The sequence below is a fragment of the Gloeocapsa sp. PCC 7428 genome, assembly GCF_000317555.1.
Classification (GTDB): domain Bacteria; phylum Cyanobacteriota; class Cyanobacteriia; order Cyanobacteriales; family Chroococcidiopsidaceae; genus Chroogloeocystis.
Window position 1 is genome coordinate 2,515,542 of record NC_019745.1, and the last position, 15,082, is coordinate 2,530,623.

Consider the following 15,082-nt stretch of genomic DNA (forward strand, 5'->3'; position numbering starts at 1 on the left):
CTCGTCCGTAGTATGGAAATTATTCGAGGCTTGACCGAAGAATTTGAAGTTTGTTTTATCAATGGTGGCGAAGTTGTTGAAGGTTTTAAAATACCACCAGATGTACAGGTTGTGAATTTACCAGCAATCAAAACTGATAGCGAATTTAAAGAATTACAACTAGTAGATACTACTCAGAGTTTAGAGGAAGTTCAAGAATATCGCAAGCTAAAACTTCTAAAAGTATTTGAGCAATTTCAACCTGATTGTTTAATGATAGAACTTTTTCCGTTTGGAAGAAGAAGATTTGCTTTTGAATTAATTCCTTTATTAGAAAAAGTAAAAGCCAACAAGGGAAATACAAAGGTTGTTTGCAGTCTCCGCGATATCGTTGTTACCAAACAAGACCAAGCTCGACACGAAGAAAAAGTATGTAAATTAATGAATAAGTACTTTGATATGCTACTTATTCATGGCGACCCGCAATTTCAAAAATTAGAAGAAAGCTTTTCGAGAGTAAACGATTTAAACTGTGAAGTTCATTACACAGGATACGTTGTTCAAAAAGCAGATGATGCATCCAATAATATACATGAAATTGATGTAGAGAAGCCTTATATTCTCGTCTCAGTTGGTGGTGGTAGGTTTGGTCATGACTTATTAGAATGCGTCATCAAGTCAGCTACTTTTTTAGAAAAAAGAATCCCACATCAGATTTTGATGTTTACTGGACCATTTATCCCGCACGAAAAATACACCCAATTTCAAGCCTTGGCAAATGGTTGCACAAATATAAAAATTCATCGTTATCATCCAAATTTTCTCAAATATATGGAATTTGCTGATTTATCAATCAGCATGGCGGGTTACAACACAACGATGAATATCTTAACAACACAGGTAAGAGCAATGATTCTTCCTTTTACTGGAAATGACGATCAAGAACAAACAGTAAGAGCACAAAAATTAAAAGAATTGGGTATTGTTGAAGTCATTCATCCTAGTGAACTCATTCCTGAGATTTTTGCAGAGAAAATTATTCGTTATTTAAAATATCAACCGAAACGTATAAAATTTGATGTAGAAGGTGTATTAAAAACTTCTAAATATATACATAAAATTGTTAAAACGACAGATAATCGTAATCGGAAGAATCAAAAAGTTATGATTTAGCATGACCTTGAGCTTAAAAACAAATTTAAGAGGAAATATATCATGAAACAAAAAGTTTGTATTACTACTTTAGAGTTTCCTCCTGATATCGGTGGAGTAGGAGAATCTGTAAACCGGATAGCGCGTCTTTTGCTAGGACTAAATTACGAAGTTCATGTAGCAGTTTTTCATTCTAAGGATCGTAAAGTTAGTGCAGACTGTCGAAGACGATCCAGTTGTACTACAACTGAACAGGACGGACTCTTTGTCCATCGTATTGAACCAGCAATTCGCGCTAGTGCTTCCACAAAGCAAGATTTCTTGAGTGAGATTTACTTACAACTAAATTTATTACAACGCCAGTATCAGTTTGATATCTTTCATGCTTTCTTTATTAATGAAACTGGTTATTTAACAACGCTAATTGCTAAAGAAAATGAAGTACCAGTCATTAACAGCGTACGAGGTAGCGATTTACACAAACACATTTTTAATCCTACGTTACACGCTCAAATGGTATGGGTGTTGGAAAATTCATCATGGATAACTTTTGTTAGTCAAGATTTATATAACCGTGCTAAATTATTTGCACCAACTATATCTGTTAAGTCATCAGTCTTTTGGAATTCAATCGAACCAATTGATTTTTCTCAACTTCTTGCTCCTCAATTAGTTGATAAATTACAAGGTATTACGATTGGCTCTGTAGGAAGATTTCGAGATAAAAAAGGAATTGAGTATCTGCTTGATGCTTGCGTTCAACTTCAGGAAGAAATTGAATTCAGACTATTATTAGTTGGCGACTTTGCTGAAAAAGAACGTGAATATTGGCAACAAGAAATTAATAATAGTGGCATTAGCGAAAAAATTATCATTACTGGCATTATCGAGCGAAGAGAAGCTTTAGCTTACTTACCCTATATTGATATTTTTGCGATTCCTTCACTGCATGATGGCTGTCCAAATGCCATGTTAGAGGCAATGCTGAGTGGTAGGGCAATTGTCGGTACAAATGTTGATGCGATTGGGGGTATTTTAATAGATGGAATTGATGCGCTAGTTGTTAATCCGGCTTCTAGTAAAGAGTTAGCTGTAGCCATACGATGTTTGGCTACTCAACCAAGATTACGTCAACAATTAGGAGAGGCAGCAAAGCGAAAGGCGATCGCTTACTTTGCACCAACAGTAGAACAACAGCACTGGCAAGAAGTTTATTATCAAGTTCTTGCTCCACTCGAACAAGAAACTATAACTATCGGTGCTGCATAAGAAAAGTTTAAGAACAAGTCTATAGGCGCTACAAGTAAGTCAGAACATTGCAGATTTTCTCCTAATTATCTTTGGCTTAACTGACTGCTAGCCTTGTGTTTATCAGAATCAGAGGGAGTACTTATGGTTGACCTGCAAGTAACACTTGTTGTTGTTCCCAGAGAACGTTTTAGCTATACACGAGAATCGTTAGAAAGCATTTATGCACATACAAAATTTCCATTTGAATTAGTTTATGTCGATGGCGGTTCGCCCGCACATATCCAGCGGTATTTGCAACAGCAAGCCGCAGAAAAAAACTTTCAACTCATCCGTACGGATCACTATCTTTCACCTAATCAAGCACGAAACTTAGGGCTTGCTGCGGTTAAAAGTAAATATGTTGTGTTTGTTGATAATGATGTTGTTGTAACTCCAGGGTGGTTAACTCGGCTCGTAGAGTGCGCTGAAGAAACTGATGCAGCTATTGTTGGTCCATTAGTGTGTATCGGTCAACCAGAAGCCGGAATTGTGCATTTAGCGGGTGGAGAAGCTCATATCGAACTACAGCAGAAAGAGAAGAACGGCAAAATTAAAATCAAGCGTCGCGTTCATGAAAAGCACTACTTTGTCAATCGACGCCTTGCAGACGTTCAAAATCAGCTACAGCGTATTCAATGCGAGTTTGCCGAATTTCATTGCGTCCTCGTGCGCAGGGAAATTTTTACGAAAGTTGGCGTGCTAGATGAAAAACTGCTCAACACCCGCGAGCATATCGACTTTAGTATGACGGTAGCCCAAGCCGGCGGAAAAATCTACTGCGAACCAGCATCGATTGTTACTTATGTTCCAGGACCACCGTTTGAGTTGAGCGATATGCCATACTTTATGCTGCGCTGGAGTGATGCTTGGGAACTTGCAAGTCTCAAACACTTTCGGGAAAAATGGGACGTTACGGAAGATAAATACTTCCAAAAGCGCTACGAACGTTTGGGACTGCGCCGCCATCAAGCTTTCTTAAAACCACTTGTACGTCGCTTTACTTTTGGTAAGCGCAGTCGATGGCTTGAACAAAAAATAGTTCCTCTAGAAAGAACACTCAATCGTTACATTAGCGATCGCTATCAGCAAGAACTAGGAGTAAGGGGCTAGTTTGATTAAAATTTCACCACTCCACTAAAAACACCAAACCTTGTTGAGGAGATGAGTCGTCGTCCTAAGAATATTAAAGAAGCATTACCAGGTCTTAGCCGGATCATTCAGCGCTTTGCACCACAGATTCGCCAGCAAAAATTGCTGCTTGGTATCTCGTTTTTTGCTCTACTTGCAGAAACTGTATTTCGGCTATTAGAACCTTGGCCGTTAAAACTCATTTTTGACTACATTATTGTCAGTGGGTTTCAGACGGATGCGCTACCAATTCCAGCATTGAGCGGGCTAAATCCTGTCACCTTGCTGACGATATTTACTGCGGCGATTGTGGCGATCGCACTCGCCCGCGCTGCGGCTGCGTACTGTAGTACGGTAGGAATGGCACTCGCTGCAACACAAGTGATGACTGAGATTCGCGGGAATCTGTACACTCATCTCCAACGGCTTTCACTTTCGTTTCATAGCAAAATCAAGTCAGGCGATCTCATTACCCGCGTCACTTATGATGTTGAACGGTTGCGCGAAGCTACTGTGACGGCTGCGTTACCTTTACTCACCAATATCCTCACGCTGATCGGGATGCTGGGAGTGATGTTTTGGTTAAATTGGGAACTAGCAACACTCGCGATCGCGGCTTTTCCGTTATTCGTCTTTTCCACATTTCGCACAACCAAGCGTATCCAAGGCGTCGCGCGGACGCAACGCAAACGAGAAGGCGCAATGGCGGCGACAGCCGCAGAAGCGATCGGCGCAATTAAGGTGGTACAAGCGCTATCACTCCAAAAAATTCTTGAAGGTGCATTTGCTAGTCAAAACAAAAAAAGCCTCAAAGACGGCGCGCGCGTACAGCGGCTTGCTGCGGCACTAGAACGTAGTGTAGAAGCCCTCGTTGCACTAGCAACTGCATTAGTCTTGTGGCGGGGTGTTCAGCTAGTCTTAGCGCAGGCGATTTCTCCTGGCGACTTATTAGTTTTTGTAAACTATCTCAAAACTGCCTTTAAACCGATGCGTTACTTGGCAAAGTACACCGGACAAATTGCGAAAGCGACCGCTTCGGGAGAACGCATTATTGATTTATTAGATACTGTACCCGATATTCGCGACGCACGCGGAGCAATTGCCGCACCGCCATTTCGGGGTAAGGTAGAATTTCAAAATGTCAGCTTTGCGTATGAACCTGAACAAATCGTATTAAGAAATATCAACTTTAGCGTCAATCCAGGACAGCAGGTCGCATTAGTTGGTCCTTCTGGCGGCGGTAAGTCGAGTTTAGTTAGTTTACTACTACGTCTGTACGATCCGCTTGAAGGTCGCATTTTGATCGATGGACGCGATCTGCGCGAGTATAAACTCGATTCGCTGCGCAAGCAAATTAGCATCGTTTTACAAGACAGCGTGTTGTTTGCTGTCAGCGTTCGCGATAACATCTCTTACGGTTCCCTCGGTGCAACCCAGCAGGAAATCGAAGCCGCAGCACGACTAGCGAATGCGCACGAGTTTATCATGGCAATGCCGCAAGGGTACGACACTATTTTGAGCGAACGCGGCTCAACGCTTTCTGGGGGACAGCGCCAGCGAATTGCAATTGCACGGGCTGCGATTCGTCAAGCACCAATCGTCATTCTCGATGAACCCACGACAGGCTTAGATAATCAAAACGAACGTGCTGTAAGCGAAGCACTCGATCGACTCACTGCGGGACGTACGACATTCATCATTTCGCATAACTTAAGAACAACTGAGCACGCGGACTTAATTCTTTACATCGAACGCGGCGAAATCCTGGAAACTGGCACACATCAAGAACTCATCTATCGTGGCGGTCGCTACGCTACTTTGTACCGTATGCAAGCTGTCATTGGCAGCGAATCAGGAGAAGATTATGCTTTGGAAGTCTAAAAACCAAATAGAAGCGATAAATTAAACACATAATTCAAAACTTTTGAATTGTCTAGGATTGAAATCACAGTTGCGATCGACATGACTGTGCTTTAACTAAGAAACGCTGTGGTTCAGCAGAACAAATCTGTATTGTCTTGCAAAGAAGAATATCTGATGCTTTGTATGGCAGTTAGCACTGATAACTCTCGAAAGGAAAAGTTCAATGGACTCGCAGTCTAATGCTGAGGTGGGTTTTACCCGTGTCATTCTAGTACGTCATGGTCAAAGTACCTTCAACGCTGAAGGAAGATACCAAGGTCGTAGTGATGAGTCTGTGTTAACCGAAAAAGGTTATAACTCAGCTTATCAAACTGGAGTAGCTCTGCAAAGAATACCGATCGACGCGATCTACACGAGTCCCTTACAACGCGCGATCGCCACAACGCATCAAATTATCGAGGGTCTTAGTATCAATGCTAAATCTTTAATCAAAATCAAGACAGATCCCAATCTCACAGAGATCGATCTCCCTGTATGGCAAGGCAAAACTTTTGAGGATGTGCGCCAAAACTTTGCTGTGGAATACCAATGTTGGCAGCAACGTCCGCATGAATTTCAAATCAATCACCAAGATTCTCTGAGTAAAGCATACTATCACAATGCTGCGACTGCTATAAAGCCAGAATTTCCGGTACTAAATCTTTACGAACAAGCAAAACAGTTTTGGCAAACCGTTTTACCGCGTCATTTAGGCAAAACAATATTAGTCGTCAGTCACGGTGGTACAAATCGCGCCTTGATTAGCAGCGCCCTCAATTTACCACCAGCACGGTATCACACAATTCAGCAATCAAACTGTGGTGTAAGTATTCTGAATTTTCCAGCAAATAGCCTATCAGCAGGGCTAAGTGCGTTAAATTTGACGTCACATTTAGGCGAAGTTCTGCCCAAACTCAAAGCCGGAAAGCACGGGTTACGCTTGTTACTATTGCCTGTAGATGCGATCGCCCCAACTCAATTGCAGCAATTGGCTGAATTTCTCAAGCCAGTATCGATAGACTTCAGCCTCACAAGTGAATTATGCACTTCCCAAGAAATTACCTCGCATCTTTTGCAGCATCATTCAACAACAGTGCAACTGCAAGTATCTCGACACAATTTTCCGCTTGTATGGCAACAAACGATTGATTCGCGCCGTTCATTGGCAACTAATACATTAGTTACCGGATTGGTGATTGCTAGTAGTGCCATTATTAAATGTATTCTAGGTCAAATATTAGGACTCCATGCTAGTGATTTTTGGCACTTGCAATTAAATTCTGGTTACTTAAGTGTTGTTCATTATCCATTAAAAGATAGCTTACCTGTAAGTCAAGCTATAAACGCGTCTAATTCCCAATCATATATCCTCTAATCGCTGGAGAAAATGCCCATGAGAGTATTAGTGACAGGAGTTGCTGGATTTGTTGGATTTCACTTAGCACAACGCCTATTAAGCGAAGGTATTCAAGTTTACGGAATCGATAATTTAAATGAATACTACGATGTCAAACTCAAAAAAGATAGATTGGCTCAAATTAATTATCATCCCAACTTTTCATTTCAGTTTCTCGACCTAATTGACCGCGAGGGGATGTTTGATTTATTTCAAAACGTCGAGTTTGATTATGTAGTCAACTTAGCTGCGCAAGCTGGAGTTCGCTATTCACTTGAAAATCCTTTTGCTTACGTTGATAGTAATTTGTCAGGGTTTGTTAATTTATTAGAGGCTTGTCGCCGCAGTCATATTAAACACTTAGTTTTTGCTTCCTCAAGTTCCGTGTATGGTGCGAATAAGAAAGTGCCTTTTTCGGTGACTGATAATGTCGATCACCCAATTTCTCTATACGCAGCAAGTAAGAAAGCTAACGAACTTGTCGCGCACGTTTATAGTCATTTATATAACTTACCAACAACAGGACTGCGATTTTTTACAGTTTACGGTCCTTGGGGTAGACCTGACATGGCTTATTTCAAATTTGTACAAGCGATCGCCGCAGGCAAGCCAATCGATGTTTACAATTTTGGCAAGATGCAACGCGATTTTACCTATATAGATGACGTCATCGAGGGTGTTGTACGAGTTATGCATAAACCCCCGCAACCTCAAAAAAATTTGAGTACTGATGCACAGGATGAATCTACTGTCCCTTACAAACTTTACAACATTGGTAACAATAGCCCTGTGGAGTTAATGAAGTTTATTGAAATTATTGAAACGGCACTAGGTAAAAAAGCGCAAAAAAATTTCTTGCCAATGCAGCCTGGCGATGTTCCTGCAACTTATGCAGATGTAGAAGATTTAATGAAAGATGTAGGATTTAAACCCAATACATCAATTGAGGAAGGTATGCATAAATTTATTCAATGGTATACAGAATATTACGCGCAAACTATGGCTTAAGCAGTGCCAAGTCTCTGTTTCAACTCTGACCTTTGCTATAGTCGCTACCAGAACCATACTTCCACGCATCAATCAATCTTTGACAGTAGTACCTCGGCACAGCAGGTAAATTTTTGCTCCACACCTGTAGCGCGGTTAATTGAGCTAAACCAGAATAAACACCTAAACTCAAAAAATGGAACATCCAAGTCAATAAGTGATTTAATCCCACCTGGGGAATGATTTTAGCAACTAATACGGGATGCATAAATCCTGTTCTTAGCAGTGTTTTTGTTAACGCCGGAAATTGTACAACATCTTGCAGAAATGGTTTTAATACCGAATCTCCTAACAGATTCATTTCTTGAAATACGGCTGACAAGAGTTGATTGATTTGATCGGGTGCAACTTTTTGATTGATACCTACACTCATTGCTTTTTGAAATAGCCAGGTGACACTAATATTGGGTTGATAAGGTTGTAGTAGTGCTAAAGCTTGTACGGAAAGAGAATCGCAACTCAGCGCTTCATGAATACCAAAAGTTAAACGCTTGAGATGACGGATCGTGGCTCCAAAACCACCAAAGCTAACAGGAGACTGACTACTACTACTATCGCCAATCGGTAAAATGCGATTCCAAGGTAGACGTAAAGGGCTTTGTTGATAAGAAGGAAAAAAGCCAAACAATGCTCGTTGCAGTTGTAACTGACTTAACGCGACATTCTGATACTCTGGCATTAAGCGCAGATAATTCTCAAACAAATCTTCTAAAGTAGGGCGCTGCGGGTGTGCATCCATGTATGTAAACAAATACGTTGTTCGCCCGTCGCGTGCGGGAAACGCTTCCCAAAAGTACTGACATTGGTTTTGTAGCGGGGTAAAAGAGACGAGTAAGTCTCCACTATCATTCTCAGGAAAGCCAGTCGCACAACTTCCCACGACTAAGCAAATTCCATCCGGTTTTTTTCCTTGTCGGGCTTGCTGAACAATAGGAGAAGCGTACCCCATAGCATCAAGTAGCAAACGCGTGTTGAGTGGCGCGTCTCCTGTCTTGACAGCGACACCATTAGGATGCACCGTAGCGCTGATAAAGGGCGTGTTCTCGAACAATTTACCGCCAGCTGCGAGAAACTTTGATTTAAGCGTTTCTAATAAATAAACTGGATCGACACCAATATTCAAAACATCGCGTACCCATACTTCGACACTATTGTGGAAGCTAACGCGGGCGGGATTGTATTCGGTAGCGATCGCTTGTTCTAACTCAGCTTCAGTGAGTACGTTAAGTTCTAAAAAAACTTCCAACTCTTGGCGCGAGATATTCCACTCTTGATCTCTACCGCGCAAAATTCCTCGTTCAACAAGTGCGACGCGCCATCCTAATTGTGCTAAAGTACAGCCCATTAGAATCCCTAGTGTTCCACCACAGATAACCACATCCCAATCAACCGTTTCTAAAGCTTCCCGATCTTGGTGAATCACTAGGGGTACGGGATTGTTACCTTCTCTGATTGATGCTAAAAGGCGATCGCTACGACGTAAACTGTTGAGGATGTCGCCAGGCAATTGAGAGAGAATTTCTTCGGTAAGACTCATTGTGGAACATTGAGGATTTCATTCGTCAAATTTTCTCAATGCTACTACAGCATTTTGTCCGCCAAAACCGAAACTAAAACAAAGAACCGAATGAACCTCACCTCGGCGTGGTGTGGTAACGAAGTCTAAATCAAACGCTGGTGTTTGCAATCCGACACACGGGGGTAATAATTGATCGCGTAATGCCATTAAGCAAAAAGCAGTACCCAAAGCACCAGAAGCACCTAAAGTATGTCCTGTGGCTCCTTTAGTGGAACTGACAGCAACGCCGTGCGGAAACAACATTTGTAGTATATTTGCTTCGTTTTGATCGTTGAGCTTAGTTGCTGTACCGTGCGCGTGGATATAGTCGATATCTGTTGACAATAATTTACTACGTTCCAAACATTGCTTGACTGCTGCGATCGCACTTCGACTTTGAGGTTCGGGTGTATTTGCATGATACGCATCACACGTCAAACCACAGCCGAGGATTTGCCCGTAGATTTTTGCCTGACGTTCCTTTGCTTGCTTGGCGGTTTCTAAAACAAACACCGCCGCACCTTCTCCTAACGCAAGTCCTTCGCGATCGCGATCAAAAGGATAAGCCCCAGTTTGTGCCAATGCCCCCATTTGCTGAAAACCAGCTAATGTCAGTGGTGTAATTGGTGCTTCGACTGCACCGGCGATCGCGCTTTGACATTGCCCTGTTTGAATCAGTTCATAAGCCTGCGCAATTGTCCAGATTCCTGTTGCACACGCTGCCATCGGCGCTAAAACTGAATTCTTTGCGCCAATTTGACGTGCAGCTGCGATCGCTGGTGCGTGTGGTAATTTGTCCAACCATCTTTCTAGAGCTATTTCTGGTACGTCAAAATATATCTGTCGTGCCAAGTCTTCCCACGCCGCTTGATGACTGCGACTTGAGCCGATAACCACGCCACATTCGGGTAGTGGCAACTTTAATCCTGCATCTTTAATCGCTGATGCGATCGCCAGCCAAGCAAGATCTTCTAACTCAGCTGGCTGCTGTGCGATCAGTGCTAACGGTCGTGGGTTGAGTTCCGCAAACGGCTGCTGTACGCGAATTCCAGATTGACCAACTAGTAAATTTTGCCAACTCGTCTCTAGGTTTGTACCTAAAGACGAGATTAAGCCAATACCAGTAACAACAACATCCACAATTCAGGGGTGAGGAGTGAGCAATGAGTAAAAAATTCTATTAATTTTAAACTCAAAATTCAACACTCCTTAGCTCCTTTCTATTGCCCACCTCGTAAGTTTTCGGCTCCCTGGGTTACTTGAGCCGATTCGATGCGATCGCCTTGCTGAATTTGATCGACGACATCCATACCATCGGTGACATAACCAAAAACTGCATAGCTACCGTCTAAAAACGCCAAATCGGCTAAAGCAAAGTAGAACTGTGACGAGGCAGAATCTGGCTGCTGCGATCGCGCCATTGCCACTGCACCACGAGTATGACGTAGTTGTGGCGGTGTTGAAATACCAGCTTTTTCTAAGGTTTGACTATAAACTGGTTCAGCAGCACCTTGTGGTTTGATTTCTAAAGGAATAAAGCGCTCGCTTCCCGTGTTCGGATCGACAAACCCACCAGTACCTAAGCGCTGTGGTGGAAAGTTCGGGTTTCTACTTTGCGGGTCGCCACCTTGAACAACAAAAGGTTCCGGCTGTCGGACAACGCGATGGAAAACTAATCCGTCATAAACGCCGCGCTGCACAAGGTCAACAAAATTGCCTGCGGTGACTGGGGCATTTGTGCCATCGACTTCAATCGTAATCGGCGAGCCATTAACCGTCATCACAACGGTGGCAGTTCCTTCTAAAACAGGTGATTTCATTTGTGGACTACTCGTTTGAGTAGTAGGTGTAGTAGGCGATGTTGTCTGCGTTGCTGGAGAAGTTGGCGAAGATACAGAAGCTTGATCAGGTGTGCATCCGCCTAACATCAACCCACCAATCAGCAACACAGCAAACAACAACTGAATTTTTCGATGCATTATGTTACTCACTCAACCTGAGTGTTTCATCATCATTGCAAAATCTGATTATAAACCTTCAAGTGGCACGCCTAAAAACTGAGCAAGTTGTGCACCGTCGGTTTCCAGCTTTTGTAACGACAGTGGCTGCCCTACACGGGTAAGTGGGACGTTTCTCCGACCTTTCACCCGCAAATACAAAGCCCGACGCGGGTTCAAACCTTCTTTGACTTCTACCCGTACCGCTTGCACATCTTGTGTTGGAAAATCGATTTCAATTCGTCGATTTTTCCCCCAAAATCCCCAGCGAAAGATGCGGACTTTGCCTGTTTCTTTGTTGAATTCGTTGTAACCGCCCCCTACATCTAAGATGACGACAACCCAAAGATACAGTGCTAACAGCAAGCCCGCAGCACCATAAAAAGTCATCGCCAAACCCTGAGGAACAAACGTAATTTCATTAGGTGTAGCAAACGGAAGTAAGTTGATTTTGAAATAACTCGACAGTCCAGCAAGCAAAAACCCAGTTGCGCCCAACGAGACAACTGTTGCCCACCAGTAGTTACTAAAACGCCTTGAGCCTAAAATTTTCTGATGAAGAACCTGAGAAGCAGAGTTATCTTGTGCAAAGTCACCCGTATTCTTGGTTGATGATAAAGTCATTAATCTACCCTGCTGATTCTAAAACTTTAAAAAACGTTAAGCTGTTAGATTTTGCCAAATTGCCTACATTCCTGAGAAAACTTGTGTCAAATTGTAAAATTTCTGATATCTATTATATTAAGAAGCTAATGCTAAAACCATAATCCCATATAGCTGGACTGGTTACAGAGCGTGAATAATGTGATAAGTTAAGAAAGATTAAAAACCATAGACTGGATAACCAGAAAGTGGTAGGGCAATTTGACAGACCCTTGAGGAAACAGCAAACTTTGGTTTGTAGGTATTTTCTCATAAATTTTCGCTACTTGGCGTAGTGAAGAGTGTCAAAAATTTAATTCCTCAAATGAGTTGCAATTTTTAGTAAACCGCGAGGATTATAGTTCAATGACAATAGCAGTAGGACAGGCAACGAGTCGAGGATGGTTCGACGTCGTTGATGACTGGCTAAAACGAGATAGATTCGTATTCATCGGGTGGTCAGGAATATTACTATTTCCCTGCGCGTACATGGCGTTAGGGGGATGGCTAACCGGAACAACGTTTGTAACATCGTGGTACACGCACGGGATAGCGTCATCGTACTTAGAGGGATGCAACTTCTTAACGGTGGCAGTATCAACACCAGCAAACAGCATGGGACACTCATTGCTGTTCTTGTGGGGGCCAGAAGCGCAGTGGGACTTCACACGTTGGTGTCAAATGGGCGGATTATGGACATTCGTAGCATTACACGGCGCGTTTGCACTAATCGGGTTCATGCTACGGCAATTTGAGATAGCGCGGCTGGTGGGAGTACGTCCGTACAACGCATTAGCATTCAGCGCACCGATCGCAGTATTCGTCAGCGTATTCTTGATGTACCCGTTGGGACAATCAGGATGGTTTTTTGCGCCCAGCTTTGGCGTGGCAGCGATCTTCCGCTTCTTGCTATTCTTCCAAGGATTCCACAACTGGACACTCAACCCCTTCCACATGATGGGAGTGGCGGGTGTACTCGGTGGCGCGCTGTTGTGCGCGATTCACGGTGCAACAGTAGAAAACACGCTATTTGAAGACGGCGACAAAGCAAACACATTCCGCGCGTTCAACCCAACACAAGCGGAAGAAACGTACAGCATGGTGACGGCGAACCGCTTCTGGTCGCAGATTTTTGGCATTGCGTTTTCCAACAAGCGCTGGTTGCACTTTTTCATGTTGTTTGTGCCCGTGACTGGCTTGTGGATGAGTGCAGTCGGCGTTGTCGGCTTAGCGCTGAACTTGCGCGCGTATGACTTCGTGTCGCAAGAGTTACGTGCGGCAGAAGACCCCGAGTTCGAGACATTCTACACGAAAAACATTCTGCTCAACGAAGGTATTCGGGCTTGGATGGCTCCCCAAGACCAGCCTCACGAGCATTTCCAATTCCCTGAGGAGGTACTACCCCGTGGAAACGCCTTATAATGCCTCTTTTAATCGCGATTTAATAATGGGCGGCGGTCGCGACCAAGAATCGACCGGTTTCGCCTGGTGGGCAGGTAATGCCCGTTTAATTAACCTATCTGGTAAGTTGCTGGGTGCTCACGTCGCCCATTCTGGATTGATTGTCTTCTGGGCTGGCGCGATGACTTTGTTTGAAGTCGCGCACTTCATTCCAGAAAAGCCAATGTATGAGCAAGGACTCATCTTGCTACCTCACCTTGCTGCACAAGGTTGGGGCGTGGGTCCTGGTGGCGAAGTTATTAACACATTCCCTTATTTTGTAGTTGGTGTACTCCACCTCATTTCTTCAGCTGTTCTTGGATTTGGTGGCATCTACCACGCAATTCGCGGTCCAGAAACCTTAGAAGAATACTCTTCTTTCTTTGGTTACGACTGGAAAGATAAGAACAAGATGACCAGCATTATTGGTTTCCACCTCATTATTCTCGGATGCGGTGCGCTACTGCTGGTAATTAAAGCAATGTTTGTCGGTGGTCTTTATGACACCTGGGCACCTGGCGGCGGTGACGTGCGCGTGATCTCTAACCCAACGCTAAACCCAGCGGTGATCTTTGGCTACGTGCTCAAATCTCCGTTTGGTGGTGAAGGCTCAATTGTCAGTGTAGATAACCTAGAAGATGTTGTTGGCGGTCACATTTGGGTCGCGCTGCTGCTGATTTCTGGCGGTATTTTCCACATTCTGACTAAGCCTTTTGCTTGGGCGCGTCGCGCTTTCATCTGGTCAGGAGAAGCTTACCTATCTTACAGCTTAGGTGCTTTATCCTTGATGGCGTTTATTGCCACTTGTTTTGTTTGGTTTAACAACACTGTTTATCCCAGCGAATTTTACGGTCCTACAGGTCCCGAAGCATCGCAAGCTCAAGCATTGACCTTCTTGATTCGCGACCAGCGCTTAGGTGCTAACGTCGGTTCCGCGCAAGGTCCTACAGGTTTGGGTAAATACTTGATGCGCTCTCCCACGGGTGAAATCATCTTCGGTGGTGAAACAATGCGCTTCTGGGATGTCCGCGCGCCTTGGTTAGAGCCGCTACGCGGTCCTAATGGTCTTGATTTAGACAAAATCAAGAACGACATTCAGCCATGGCAAGCTCGTCGTGCTGCTGAGTACATGACACACGCACCTCTAGGTTCAATCAACTCTGTAGGTGGTGTAGCAACCGAGATTAACTCGTTCAACTACGTATCTCCACGTTCTTGGCTAGCTGCTTTCCACTTTATTATGTTCTTCTTCTTCCTCGTGGGTCACTTGTGGCACGCAGGTCGCGCAAGAGCAGCAGTAGCTGGTTTTGAAAAAGGTATTAACCGCGAGAACGAGCCAGTAATGGCGATGGGAGATCTTGACTAAGCAACAAACATATTTTGCTTTTGTCAATGCTCATAGTTAGTGAATAATATTCTGGCTCCTGTACAAACACAGGAGCTATTTTTTTGAAAGTTCGATGAGAAAAGCTTTTCTTAATTTCAACACAACGATGTAAACAAAATGTCTATATTGACTAATTGCAAAAGTTTTTCATGCTAATCTATGAC

The 15,082-nt window shown here is 43.5% G+C and carries 12 protein-coding genes; 8 read left to right on the forward strand and 4 right to left on the reverse strand.

Annotation, left to right across the window (positions count from 1 at the left end):
- Positions 1-12 precede the first annotated feature (12 nt).
- The 6 genes from GLO7428_RS10965 to GLO7428_RS10990 all read left to right on the forward strand — a co-directional run bounded on the left by GLO7428_RS10965 (position 13) and on the right by GLO7428_RS10990 (position 7,855).
- Positions 13-1,152, forward strand: a complete 1,140-nt coding sequence (locus GLO7428_RS10965; RefSeq protein ID WP_231295581.1) for a glycosyltransferase family protein — start codon at positions 13-15, stop codon at positions 1,150-1,152.
- Positions 1,153-1,194: 42 nt separating this feature from the next.
- The gene (locus tag GLO7428_RS10970) at positions 1,195-2,400 is read left to right on the forward strand and encodes a glycosyltransferase (RefSeq protein ID WP_015188619.1); all 1,206 of its coding nucleotides are present in this window, start codon (positions 1,195-1,197) and stop codon (positions 2,398-2,400) included.
- Positions 2,401-2,523: 123 nt separating this feature from the next.
- Positions 2,524-3,531: a glycosyltransferase family 2 protein gene (locus tag GLO7428_RS10975; RefSeq protein ID WP_015188620.1), complete on the forward strand. Its 1,008-nt coding sequence runs from the start codon at positions 2,524-2,526 to the stop codon at positions 3,529-3,531.
- Between the two features lie 51 nt (positions 3,532-3,582).
- Positions 3,583-5,430, forward strand: coding sequence for an ABC transporter ATP-binding protein (locus GLO7428_RS10980; RefSeq protein WP_015188621.1), 1,848 nt, complete (start codon positions 3,583-3,585; stop codon positions 5,428-5,430).
- A 205-nt stretch (positions 5,431-5,635) separates the two neighbouring features.
- Positions 5,636-6,826: a histidine phosphatase family protein gene (locus tag GLO7428_RS10985; RefSeq protein ID WP_015188622.1), complete on the forward strand. Its 1,191-nt coding sequence runs from the start codon at positions 5,636-5,638 to the stop codon at positions 6,824-6,826.
- An 18-nt stretch (positions 6,827-6,844) separates the two neighbouring features.
- Positions 6,845-7,855, forward strand: a complete 1,011-nt coding sequence (locus GLO7428_RS10990) for an NAD-dependent epimerase (protein WP_015188623.1) — start codon at positions 6,845-6,847, stop codon at positions 7,853-7,855.
- A gap of 19 nt (positions 7,856-7,874) precedes the next feature.
- Here the strand turns inward: GLO7428_RS10990 and GLO7428_RS10995 are convergent, their stop codons facing one another.
- The 4 genes from GLO7428_RS10995 to GLO7428_RS11010 form a co-directional block, all read right to left on the reverse strand.
- A complete protein-coding gene (locus tag GLO7428_RS10995; RefSeq protein ID WP_015188624.1) occupies positions 7,875-9,431 on the reverse strand; it encodes an NAD(P)/FAD-dependent oxidoreductase in 1,557 nt (518 codons plus the stop codon).
- 18 nt (positions 9,432-9,449) lie between these two features.
- Complete coding sequence (locus GLO7428_RS11000) at positions 9,450-10,592, reverse strand: beta-ketoacyl-ACP synthase (protein ID WP_015188625.1); 1,143 nt, start codon at positions 10,590-10,592, stop codon at positions 9,450-9,452.
- An 80-nt stretch (positions 10,593-10,672) separates the two neighbouring features.
- Entirely contained in the window at positions 10,673-11,431 is a 759-nt protein-coding gene (locus tag GLO7428_RS11005) for a peptidylprolyl isomerase (protein WP_015188626.1), read from the reverse strand.
- Between the two features lie 48 nt (positions 11,432-11,479).
- Positions 11,480-12,073: a photosystem I assembly protein Ycf4 gene (locus GLO7428_RS11010; RefSeq protein WP_015188627.1), complete on the reverse strand. Its 594-nt coding sequence runs from the start codon at positions 12,071-12,073 to the stop codon at positions 11,480-11,482.
- A gap of 384 nt (positions 12,074-12,457) precedes the next feature.
- On the opposite strand from GLO7428_RS11010, the gene psbD reads away from it, so the two are divergent.
- Both psbD and psbC read left to right on the forward strand, forming a co-directional pair.
- Entirely contained in the window at positions 12,458-13,513 is a 1,056-nt protein-coding gene (gene psbD, locus GLO7428_RS11015) for a photosystem II D2 protein (photosystem q(a) protein) (RefSeq protein WP_015186602.1), read from the forward strand.
- 25 nt (positions 13,514-13,538) lie between these two features.
- The gene (psbC, locus tag GLO7428_RS11020) at positions 13,539-14,897 is read left to right on the forward strand and encodes a photosystem II reaction center protein CP43 (protein ID WP_041919088.1); all 1,359 of its coding nucleotides are present in this window, start codon (positions 13,539-13,541) and stop codon (positions 14,895-14,897) included.
- Positions 14,898-15,082: the final 185 nt, after the last annotated feature.

What these genes read in the sequence shown, in the direction of transcription:
- GLO7428_RS10965 (WP_231295581.1), top strand. Translation starts at nt 13, where the DNA reads ATGGAAATTATTCGAGGCTTGACCGAAGAATTTGAAGTTTGTTTTATC.
- GLO7428_RS10970 (WP_015188619.1), top strand. Translation starts at nt 1,195, where the DNA reads ATGAAACAAAAAGTTTGTATTACTACTTTAGAGTTTCCTCCTGATATC.
- GLO7428_RS10975 (WP_015188620.1), top strand. Translation starts at nt 2,524, where the DNA reads ATGGTTGACCTGCAAGTAACACTTGTTGTTGTTCCCAGAGAACGTTTT.
- GLO7428_RS10980 (WP_015188621.1), top strand. Translation starts at nt 3,583, where the DNA reads ATGAGTCGTCGTCCTAAGAATATTAAAGAAGCATTACCAGGTCTTAGC.
- GLO7428_RS10985 (WP_015188622.1), top strand. Translation starts at nt 5,636, where the DNA reads ATGGACTCGCAGTCTAATGCTGAGGTGGGTTTTACCCGTGTCATTCTA.
- GLO7428_RS10990 (WP_015188623.1), top strand. Translation starts at nt 6,845, where the DNA reads ATGAGAGTATTAGTGACAGGAGTTGCTGGATTTGTTGGATTTCACTTA.
- GLO7428_RS10995 (WP_015188624.1), bottom strand. Translation starts at nt 9,431, where the DNA reads ATGAGTCTTACCGAAGAAATTCTCTCTCAATTGCCTGGCGACATCCTC.
- GLO7428_RS11005 (WP_015188626.1), bottom strand. Translation starts at nt 11,431, where the DNA reads ATGCATCGAAAAATTCAGTTGTTGTTTGCTGTGTTGCTGATTGGTGGG.
- GLO7428_RS11010 (WP_015188627.1), bottom strand. Translation starts at nt 12,073, where the DNA reads ATGACTTTATCATCAACCAAGAATACGGGTGACTTTGCACAAGATAAC.
- psbD (WP_015186602.1), top strand. Translation starts at nt 12,458, where the DNA reads ATGACAATAGCAGTAGGACAGGCAACGAGTCGAGGATGGTTCGACGTC.
- psbC (WP_041919088.1), top strand. Translation starts at nt 13,539, where the DNA reads ATGGGCGGCGGTCGCGACCAAGAATCGACCGGTTTCGCCTGGTGGGCA.